This is a genomic window from Shewanella sp. KJ2020 (genome assembly GCF_024197625.1).
In the GTDB taxonomy this organism is placed as follows: Bacteria; Pseudomonadota; Gammaproteobacteria; order Enterobacterales; family Shewanellaceae; genus Shewanella.
This window is the reverse complement of the sequence record NZ_JAKUKD010000025.1, coordinates 17701-27500: the sequence shown is the minus strand read 5'-3', so window position 1 is coordinate 27500 and position 9800 is coordinate 17701. Positions and strand designations below refer to the sequence as shown.

Below are 9800 nucleotides of genomic sequence, written 5' to 3'. Positions count from 1 at the left end.
TTTTTGTTTCCGAAGAAACGGCTCAATGAATTCTGATTTTTTGTTTCAGCTTAAAAACCAAAACAAACTGTACATATTGCTATGAACACTCATTATTACATTGATTTAATTCTTTGACTGCCAACCCTAAGGCTAAGCAGTTTCGATTAACTCAACACCTGTGAGTGTCCACACAGATTTCTTGTTTTATCTTGTTAAAGAGCAACTCAACCTCGTAAGAGAGGGTGAGTACCACACTGAGCGCCGAACGCTTCCAGTTGGCTAGGGCTGACTTCTCGTCAACTCAGGGTCGTGCATTTTACGCATTTCCCGTTTCGCGTCAAGTAGTTTTTGCAAACTTTCTTTTCGCTCATCAATCAGTAAACTCATCGACGAACTGTCACATCAGGCTGCTTAGCGCCGTCTGCCGTGTCAGTGGATGCGCATTATAGGCAGTGAAACTTTTTGTGCAAGGGCTTTTTTAAGGTTTTTTGCATTTAATTTTGATTACCCAACCTAGCCACATCATACCCACTTGTTACCCCCAGACTTATCCACAAAAGCTTATTTTTAAAGCGTTGCTGATTACTTTTATATGCCTAGTACACGCAGTAAAGCATGGTTTGCGATATGAGGAGACGTGCTGATATCGGTATAACAGGGTTGAAGATGACAATTGTCCTTTGGATTTTCCCCGAGGTACAAAACCGATTTTGTAATCTAGCCTTTTACCTTATATATGCCTATATAAGGTAAAAGGCTGTCCATTGATGCTTAAATTTAGGGGGAATTGAGCGAAGAGCTTAACTTGCACTCCAGAGTAGTTGTCCGCAGTCGGTAAGATCATAGCCGCCGAGTAGCGCCGCCATTTGCCTTGCGTGTCCACCCGCTAACATAGTAAAGAGTTGTTGTAGCTGACGGCGAAAGTAAATGCTTTGCGGCATAACGAAATCGAATGACTCTTTTATGAGTGGCACGAAGCTTAAGCCACTTTCTAAAGCCACCGATTGACAACCAAAACCAATATCCGCATCCCCTCTGGCAATATAACCCGCGAGTTCACGTTCACTATAGGCGGTAAGCACGACATTGAGTTGATCTAAACGCGCACCCTGCTTTAATAGCCAATGCTCTAAATGTTGCTGACTGCCAGCCCCTCCCTGACGGCTCACCCAACGCCAAGGCATGCTCGCCACTTTATCTTCCTCTTGGCATCTGTGGTGCATATCGGCACGCATGATTAATCCTTGCTGACGGGAATAACCGTGTACCATGATCCATTGTTGGTGGTTTTGATAACCTTTAAGCAATGCGGGATGGCGGATATTTCTATCTTCCATACTCCCCCAGTGCAAGGTACACACATCAGCATAGCCCTTAGCTAATAACTCCAACCCCAAACGAGAGCCTGTTGCACTGTAACTAATAAGCTCACGGCTACCGACCTGAGCCATTAAACGTGCAACTAGCATAGATAAGAGTGGATCATCACTGCCAGTAATCAATAGTCTGTCAGTTAACATACCGCTATGGCAGGAGTCCATCACCCAACGGTCAATCAGCACCTTAGGGAATAACCATTTACCCGTAATTTTAGTGGCCGGTAAAATACGGTCGTTCGCCATGGCATAGACTTTCTTTTCATTTAGATCTAAATACTCGGCCACCTGCTTCGCACTCATATAGACCAATTCACTGGCAGAAGTCATCTTGTGTCCTTATCCTTATATTCACTGTTAGTTCAATACCTACTATTGCAGATCAGTTTGTTGAACAGGTATTTACATCAAACTCAAGATTCTCACTGCCATGGTAGACTAAAAAATGTCGTCCTTTGGCACGGGCGATAATGGTAATCCCTAATTTCTGCGCGAGTTCTAATCCCATTTGCGTGACTCCACTGCGAGATAACAACACAGGAATCCCCATCTTGGCGACTTTAATCACCATCTCTGAGGTTAAGCGCCCAGTCGTGTAGAAAATTTTGTTATCACCGCGATCCTGCGCTAACCACATATCGCCTGCGAGGGTATCCACCGCATTATGGCGCCCTACATCCTCAACAAATGCCATGATTTGGTCCGCTTCGCATAAGCCGCAACCGTGCACAGCACCCGCATTTTTATAGGTTTCATTATATTCATTGATATTTTTCAACAAACTGTAGAGCGTGCTTTGTTTAAGGCTTGGTGTAGGTAAGCGAATATCATCCAAGTCTTGCATAAAACTGCCGTAGACAGTGCCTTGACCACAACCTGAAGTCACCGTTTTTTCAGAAAGTTTTTCATCGAGATCGGTGGTTTGCTCACGGGTGATCACTGCCGCAGAATTAACATCCCAATCGACAATAACAGAGTCCAGCAGGCTCACATCCGAAATAAAGCCTTGATTCTTCAGATAGCCTAACGCCAGAGACTCAGGTTTTGCGCCTAAGGTCATCAGGGTGACTATCGGGCGCCAGTTTAAATAAACCGTAAGAGGTCGCTCACAGGCGACAAACTTATCCAGTATTTCCCCGGTTTCATCGACGGCTTTTACGGCAATAGTTAATGGCACCTCAGCCTGGGTTTTCACAAAAGTAAACTGACGCCTTGCTGGCGAATGGCCATTATCTGCTTGTAACTGCTTGTCTATACTAGTGTTGTTATCAGAATTCATAGTGCTACCGCTTAACGAATGATGACCAGAGCATAGCAATATTTGTACCTAGGTATAAAACTAGGGGTTAAATGCGTGATCTGCCGCAATTCAAGCGAAACACTTGGACGTTTATGTCCCAGACAAAATGACCAGCTAGACAAAATGTCCCAAACCTATACCTATTTTGATGATCTACTTCAAACTAATACCCCATGTTTACTGGCATCAATATTGCAATGACCTTTTATCCTAGTTTGTTGGTGAAAACGATCCGCAATTTCATGGAGCGACCTCCAACTCAGTTGAAACGGAGACACAATGCAACATACAACGAGTGTTTGGCCTATGTACGTTTCACTCCGAAAAGTGGAGAAACAGACCGGCCGCTGGACTTCAGTACAGTGGGAAATTGAACACTTACTCCCAGCTACCCACGAGGCCCCCAAAGATGCAACCTTAGTATTACTTGAGTTGCACAAGGATGAGCGTGCTAGCTATCGCATCAATCTCGACATGGATAACGCCATGCTCTACTTAGTCTGCGATGAAATGGCAGACGGTACCTGGGTGCCAGCTTTACTCTCAGCGGATCAAAATGTCGCGGCGGGTTGCCTCGAGGGCAACACTCCCGTGATTAATATGCTGATGCCAAAGGCGATTGCCTGTTGGATAGAAGCTTTTATCACTCAGTATGGCGAGGTCGAAATTGCGGCCTATCGCCGTAAGCACGTCGATGGACGCAACAATCAAGGCCCGAGTCGCGACCCTTTGCGGAGTGATACATGACAGAGACAGCACCTAAAGCCAGTGGTTTTTTTGGTCGTTGGAGTCAGCGCCGTGAACAAGTTGCCGCTGAGGAGGCTGCACTCTCGCTCAAACAATCCCAGGCAATCCTTGCAGATCCTCCCCTTGAGTCTGAGTCCGAAGTCGGAGCTGGCATCACCACAGACACAGTTGCTGAACAACAAGAATCGCAATCGGAGGAGCCAAACCGCATTTTGACGGCTGAAGATCTGCCTAATCCTGAAGAGATCGAAATTGGCGGTAGCTTTGCCAGCTTTATGGGCGCCAATGTTGACCCTGCCGCAAAAACAGCAGCTCTGCGCGCACTGTGGAAACAACCACATTTCAATGAGATAGATGGGCTTATAGAGTATGCGCTCGACTATAGCAATCAGCCTAAGCTCAGTCCCGAAGTTTCAGCCGAATTGGCGAAGAAAGTATTTCGTTATATCACCAAAGACAGCAATGAATCAGACGAAGAGTCGCTCTTAGCCGAAGGTGTGGAGCCTAACGTCCCAGAAAATGTAACGGAATCAAAAAACAGTGATGTCGAAACCGAATTAGCAACAGCACAGATAGCGGACAATTTGGATGGGGAGACTGATGACCTACCCCAAAATGCACCAGAGCCCTTAGCGCAAGTGCAAAAGCCAGTTGTTTAATGTCAGTTTAGCTAATTTTTATGTCCACAACTTTGGTATGTGAATTGCTGTACTAAGGGATAAAAACTTAGATAAAAGCAGAAAAGGCAATGACTTACTTAAAACCTGCCGCCTAAATCTGCAGCGATACAGCTAAAGGAACAGCCAAAGTACTGTTCAGGAACGCAATGTGAGCACTCATTTGATAACCAATCAAAACCAAGACGCACTCAAACAAGTGCGGCAACATGTGTTAGCACAGACACAGATTTTACAGAATCTGATCCCTCCCACGGTGAGTTACACCACGGAAGGAACTGTGCTCATTATCGGTCCAGAGGATCTTGCACGCCTAGCTGCGGACAAATTGTCCACTATGGCAAGTCGAGTGATTTTGGCTAACGGAGCTATTACCAGTCAGGATGAAGCCCACCTTGAGCGCGTGATGGCGGCGGCAACTGATGTCGAAAGCTACTACAACAAACTCATTGGCGTAAAAGGCTTTTTAGGCCAATTCCAAGTCAGTGTTGAACACCAAGATGGAGCGGCCGAACTCAGTTTAGTTGCCATTCGCAAACCCCATTTCGATATAGTGCTCGATTTAAGCAGCACAGCTTGCTTAAACTTAGAAATGCTGCCACCCGGTTATTTCTACGTAGGCCAAGACGCCGCGAAACTCGAAGATGCTCTTGCGCAAATTCCTGAATTAGTCGGCCAATTTGATAAACCGCGCTACGTGAAAATCAATGCCGATCTATGTGCCCACGATCGCAATGGCATTAATGGTTGTAATCGTTGCCTTAACTTCTGCCCAGCCGATGCGATCAGCAGTGTCGCGAAGAAAATTGAAATCGACCCTTATCTTTGCCACGGCGCAGGCAGTTGTACCAGCGCTTGCCCAACGGGTGCCATCAGTTACGATTTACCTACGCCACAAGCTTTACATTCATACCTGAATAAAATCGTCAGTCGCTTTCGCGAACAGGCCCAAACCGCGCCGGTAATTTTGTTCCACGATAATGCCGTCGGTGCAGACTTGATCACCGATGACTTAGCCGGTGACATCATTCCCGTTGCCCTCGAAGAAATTACCGTTGCTAGTCTAGATCATTGGTTATCCGTCCTCGCTTGGGGGGCGCGCCAAGTGCTAATCCTCAACACCGACGCGACTGCACCAACCCTAACGCAAATGCTTAAAGGTGAACTGTCCTTAGCCAACAGTATTTTAGATGAGATGGGCCAGCCGCAACGTATCAGCCTTATCGATCCGAGCATGCTTAGTAATTTACATCCGATGCTCGATATCAGTTTAGATTGGCCCGTGATCGTGCCCGCCGCCTTTGCGTCGACCACAAAACGCAACACACTATTTGAGGCGATAGACCACCTCAATAGCCAAGCGGGTGAAATCGATACTTGTCTGGGGCTAAGCAACATTCCCTTTGGCAAAGTCAGTGTCAATGTCGAGAAATGCACTCTCTGTATGTCCTGTGTGGCAATTTGCCCAACCATGGCATTACAGGATGGTGGCGACAAACCTGCGCTACACTTCATTGAACAAAACTGTGTGCAATGCGGTTTATGTGAGGCGGCCTGTCCTGAGAAAGTGATTAGCCTGACTCCGCAAATTAATTTTGATAAAGCTGCCCGTCAGCAACAACACACCCTGAAAGAAGAAGCTCCCTTCGAATGTATTCGCTGCGGCGCTCCTTTTGCGACCCAATCTATGGTGCATCGGATGCTGGATATGGTCGGTGCACACAGCGCATTTTCAGCCAATATTGAGCGCTTGAAGATGTGTGGCGACTGCCGGGTAAAAGACATGTTTGAAGACATTCTTCAAGATCCTGAAAAGCAACTGCGATAAGAGATCCGCTATGACCGAATCAGTAAGACAAGTTTCAGAAAACGATCAGTTGAGAGCCGATATCTATCAACTGTTGGCCGCCCTATTACGCCGTCATCCCAGCCCGGAATTACTGCACTTTTTGGCTAATCTTGAAATTGATGCCAATGAAGACAACGAGATGACTAAGGCTTGGTTATCCCTGCAGCTCGCGGCGCAGCAGTTCAGCAGTGAACAGCTAGAGGACGAATATTTTGCCCTATTCCTCGGCGTAGGTTGTGGTGAGATCCTGCCCTACGGCAGTTGGTTTATGACTGGCTCATTAATGGATAAACCATTAGCACTGCTGCGCCAAGACTTAATGCAGCTGGGGTTTGAGCGCGAAGAAAACGTGAAAGAACCCGAAGATCACGTGGCTGCACTTTGCGAAGTGATGGGCACATTGATCCTTGAAGCCCCAGGCTACCGTCAACTGGCCTTTTACCAACGCCATATCGGCAGTTGGATCGGCCGTTTCTGTGACAATTTAGCCAAGGCGCCAAGTGCGGCGTTTTACGCAACCGTTGCCCATCTGGCAAAGGCCTTTTTCGAGATGGAAGCCAGCGCGTTTGAGCAATTGAGCTTAGATATCCCCGTCAATTGCCCAGGCAGTGCCGACTTACAACCGGCCGCAAGTGATTTAGAAAAACAAGTGGAATTAGTCAATTAGCGCTTTGACTCCACTTGCCATGTTTTTGTACTAAGGTGAGTAAATTCACCTTTAGCAGAAAAAAGAAAGCCTCAGCTTTCGCAATAACCGAGGTGGTCACACTTGTACCACCTTATCTAGTAACACAAGGAGACACTATGAAGAAGCAAGCTTCCGACATGGGCCGTCGCCAACTGCTTAAAGCATTGGCACTGGGCAGTGCGGCGGGGGCGGTAGCCACTGTGAGCAGTCAGGCATTAGCCTCAACGCCAACGGTTGCCCCTACCGAACCTAAGAGCGAGAACTATCGCGAAACCGACCATATTCGTAGTTACTATGCGTCGCTTAAAAACTAACCAGAGGAGAGTATGTGATGCGATTAACCCGCAAAACAGACCAGGTTGTTGAGCCTAAAGCGCCCGCCCTAGGTCTTAATCGTCGCCAATTCTTAAAATCCGCAGGTCTTGCCACCGGTGGTATCGCCGCAGCATCTATGCTGGGCACAGGCATGATGCGTAAAGCAGAAGCTAAAGATATCCCCCACAATGCCCCAACTGAAGTCAAACGTACCATTTGCTCCCACTGCGCTGTGGGCTGTGGTATCTATGCTGAAGTGCAAAACGGCGTGTGGACAGGACAAGAACCCGCATTCGATCATCCCTTCAACCAAGGTGGACACTGCGCGAAAGGTGCAGCACTGCGTGAGCATGGCCATGGTGAAAAACGCCTGAAATACCCAATGAAGTTAGAAGGCGGAAAATGGAAAAAGATCTCTTGGGATCAAGCGATTACTGAAGTTGGCGATAAGATGGCTTCCATTCGTCAAGAGTCAGGCCCTGATTCAGTTTACTTTATGGGTAGCGCCAAGTTCTCTAACGAACAAGCTTATTTATATCGCAAATTTGCGGCACTGTGGGGCACGAACAACGTCGACCACTCAGCCCGTATTTGTCACTCTACCACAGTAGCCGGTGTTGCTAACACTTGGGGCTACGGTGCGCAAACCAACTCAATCAACGATATTCGCAACTCAAAGTGCATCATGTTTATTGGGGCAAACCCCAGTGAAGCGCATCCTGTTGCCATGCAGCATATTTTGATTGGTAAAGAACGCGGTGCCAAAATCATCGTTGTTGATCCCCGTTTCACCCGTACTGCAGCGAAATCTGACGAGTACGTGCACATTCGCCCCGGCACAGATATCCCCTTCATTTATGGCCTGTTATGGCACATTTTTGAAAACGGCTGGGAAGATAAAGAGTTTATCAAACACCGCGTCTATGGCATGGATCGCATCCGCGAAGAAGCCAAAAAATACACCCCAGAAGAAGTTGAACTGGTTGTAGGTGTACCTAAGGCACAAATGTACCGCGTCGCCAAGATGATGGCCGAAACCAAACCTGGCACTATCGTTTGGTGTATGGGTGGTACTCAACACCACGTGGGTAACGCTAACACTCGCTCATACTGCATGTTACAACTCGCTTTAGGCAACATGGGTGTACCTGGCGGCGGCACTAACATTTTCCGTGGCCACGATAACGTGCAAGGCGCAACCGACTTTGGTTTGTTATTTGATAACTTACCGGGTTACTACGGTTTAACGACTGGCGCTTGGGCACACTGGACAAATGTGTGGGATCTAGATCCTAACTGGGTTGCAGCCCGTTTCGATCAAGGCGAATACCTAGGACAAAAACCGCAAACCTCTGCGGGGATTCCTTGTTCGCGCTGGCACGATGGCGTGTTAGAAGATAAATCCAAGATAGCGCAAAAAGACAATATTCGTCTGGCGTTCTTCTGGGGACAATCGGTCAACACTGAAACCCGTGGTCGCGAAGTGCGTGAAGCGTTAAACAAAATGGATACCGTCGTCGTTGTCGATCCCTTCCCAACCATGGCGGGTGTGATGCACCAACGTCAAGATGGGGTGTATTTGCTACCCGCGGCTACCCAATTTGAAACCTACGGTTCAATCTCTGCCACCAACCGCTCAGTTCAGTGGCGCTCGAAAGTGATAGAACCTCTGTTCGAATCCCTGCCTGATCATGTGATCATGTGCAAACTCGCTAAAAAGGTTGGAATAGATAAAGAGCTGTTTAAACATATCAAAGTCAATGGTGATGAGCCTTTGATTGAAGATATTACCCGCGAATTTAACACAGGTATGTGGACTATCGGTTATACCGGACAAAGCCCAGAGCGTTTAAAAATGCACCAGGAAAACTGGGGTACTTTTGATGCTGACAGCCTAGAAGCCCCCGGCGGTCCAGCCAAAGGCGAAACCTACGGCTTACCTTGGCCTTGTTGGGGCACTCCAGAGATGAAACATCCTGGCACCCAGATCCTGTATAACGAAGCCAAACATGTTAAAGACGGTGGTGGTAACTTCCGTGCTCGCTATGGTGTGGAACATGAAGGCAATAATATTCTTGCCGAAGGTACTTACTCCAAGGGCAGCGAGATCCAAGATGGCTATCCAGAATTTACCGCCGACATGCTCAAGCAATTAGGTTGGTGGGATGATCTGACCGAAGACGAGAAAAAGCACGCCGAAGGCAAAAACTGGAAAACTGACATTTCCGGTGGTATCCAACGTGTTGCAATCAAGCACGGCTGTATCCCTTACGGTAACGCTAAGGCTCGTTGTATTGTATGGACGTTCCCAGACGATATTCCACGCCATCGCGAACCCCTTTACACGCCTCGTCGTGACTTAGTCGCTAAATACCCAACCTACGAAGACCGTATGGTTGCGCGTTTACCAACACTGTATAAGTCAATTCAGGACAAGGACTTTGCTAAAGACTTCCCACTGGCGCTCACATCTGGCCGCTTAGTGGAATATGAAGGCGGCGGTGAAGAATCCCGTTCGAACCCTTGGTTAGCTGAACTACAACAGGAAATGTTCATCGAAATGAACCCTGCAGATGCGGCAGATCGTGGTATTCGTGACGGTGACAATGTCTTTGTTCATGGCCCAGAGGGCGCCAAAATCACGGTTAAGGCTATGGTGACACCGCGCGTTATTGCCGGTGAATGTTTTATGCCATACCACTTTGCTGGGGTGTTTGAAGGTGAAAGTCTCGCGAAAAACTATCCAGAAGGTACTGTGCCTTACGTGATAGGCGAATCTGCAAACACCATTTTAACTTATGGCTACGACGTTGTGACTCAGATGCAAGAAACTAAGTCCAGCCTCTGCCAAATCAGCAAAGCCTAA

At 47.6% G+C, this 9800-nt stretch carries 8 protein-coding genes; 6 read left to right on the top strand and 2 right to left on the bottom strand.

The genetic code is table 11. The features are described 5' to 3' along the window. Window positions 1-782: 782 nt before the first annotated feature. On the bottom strand, window positions 783-1688 hold the full coding sequence (locus tag MJO46_RS13680) for a helix-turn-helix transcriptional regulator (protein ID WP_253989772.1): 906 nt from the start codon (window positions 1686-1688) through the stop codon (window positions 783-785). A gap of 52 nt (window positions 1689-1740) precedes the next feature. Further along, entirely contained in the window at window positions 1741-2637 is an 897-nt protein-coding gene (locus MJO46_RS13675; RefSeq protein WP_253989771.1) for a formate dehydrogenase accessory sulfurtransferase FdhD, read from the bottom strand. A gap of 300 nt (window positions 2638-2937) precedes the next feature. On the opposite strand from MJO46_RS13675, the gene MJO46_RS13670 reads away from it, so the two are divergent. The 6 genes from MJO46_RS13670 to MJO46_RS13645 all read left to right on the top strand — a co-directional run bounded on the left by MJO46_RS13670 (window position 2938) and on the right by MJO46_RS13645 (window position 9800). Beyond that, a complete protein-coding gene (locus MJO46_RS13670; RefSeq protein WP_253989770.1) occupies window positions 2938-3405 on the top strand; it encodes a DUF3305 domain-containing protein in 468 nt (155 codons plus the stop codon). Continuing rightward, on the top strand, window positions 3402-4064 hold the full coding sequence (locus MJO46_RS13665; RefSeq protein WP_253989769.1) for a DUF3306 domain-containing protein: 663 nt from the start codon (window positions 3402-3404) through the stop codon (window positions 4062-4064). Before MJO46_RS13670 ends, MJO46_RS13665 begins: the two co-directional genes overlap by 4 nt. Window positions 4065-4248: 184 nt before the next feature. Beyond that, on the top strand, window positions 4249-5910 hold the full coding sequence (locus MJO46_RS13660; RefSeq protein ID WP_253989775.1) for a 4Fe-4S binding protein: 1662 nt from the start codon (window positions 4249-4251) through the stop codon (window positions 5908-5910). A gap of 10 nt (window positions 5911-5920) precedes the next feature. Further along, complete coding sequence (locus tag MJO46_RS13655) at window positions 5921-6598, top strand: molecular chaperone (RefSeq protein WP_253989768.1); 678 nt, start codon at window positions 5921-5923, stop codon at window positions 6596-6598. Between the two features lie 137 nt (window positions 6599-6735). Continuing rightward, window positions 6736-6933: a twin-arginine translocation signal domain-containing protein gene (locus MJO46_RS13650; protein ID WP_198781412.1), complete on the top strand. Its 198-nt coding sequence runs from the start codon at window positions 6736-6738 to the stop codon at window positions 6931-6933. Window positions 6934-6950: 17 nt separating this feature from the next. Continuing rightward, complete coding sequence (locus MJO46_RS13645; protein ID WP_253989774.1) at window positions 6951-9800, top strand: molybdopterin-dependent oxidoreductase; 2850 nt, start codon at window positions 6951-6953, stop codon at window positions 9798-9800.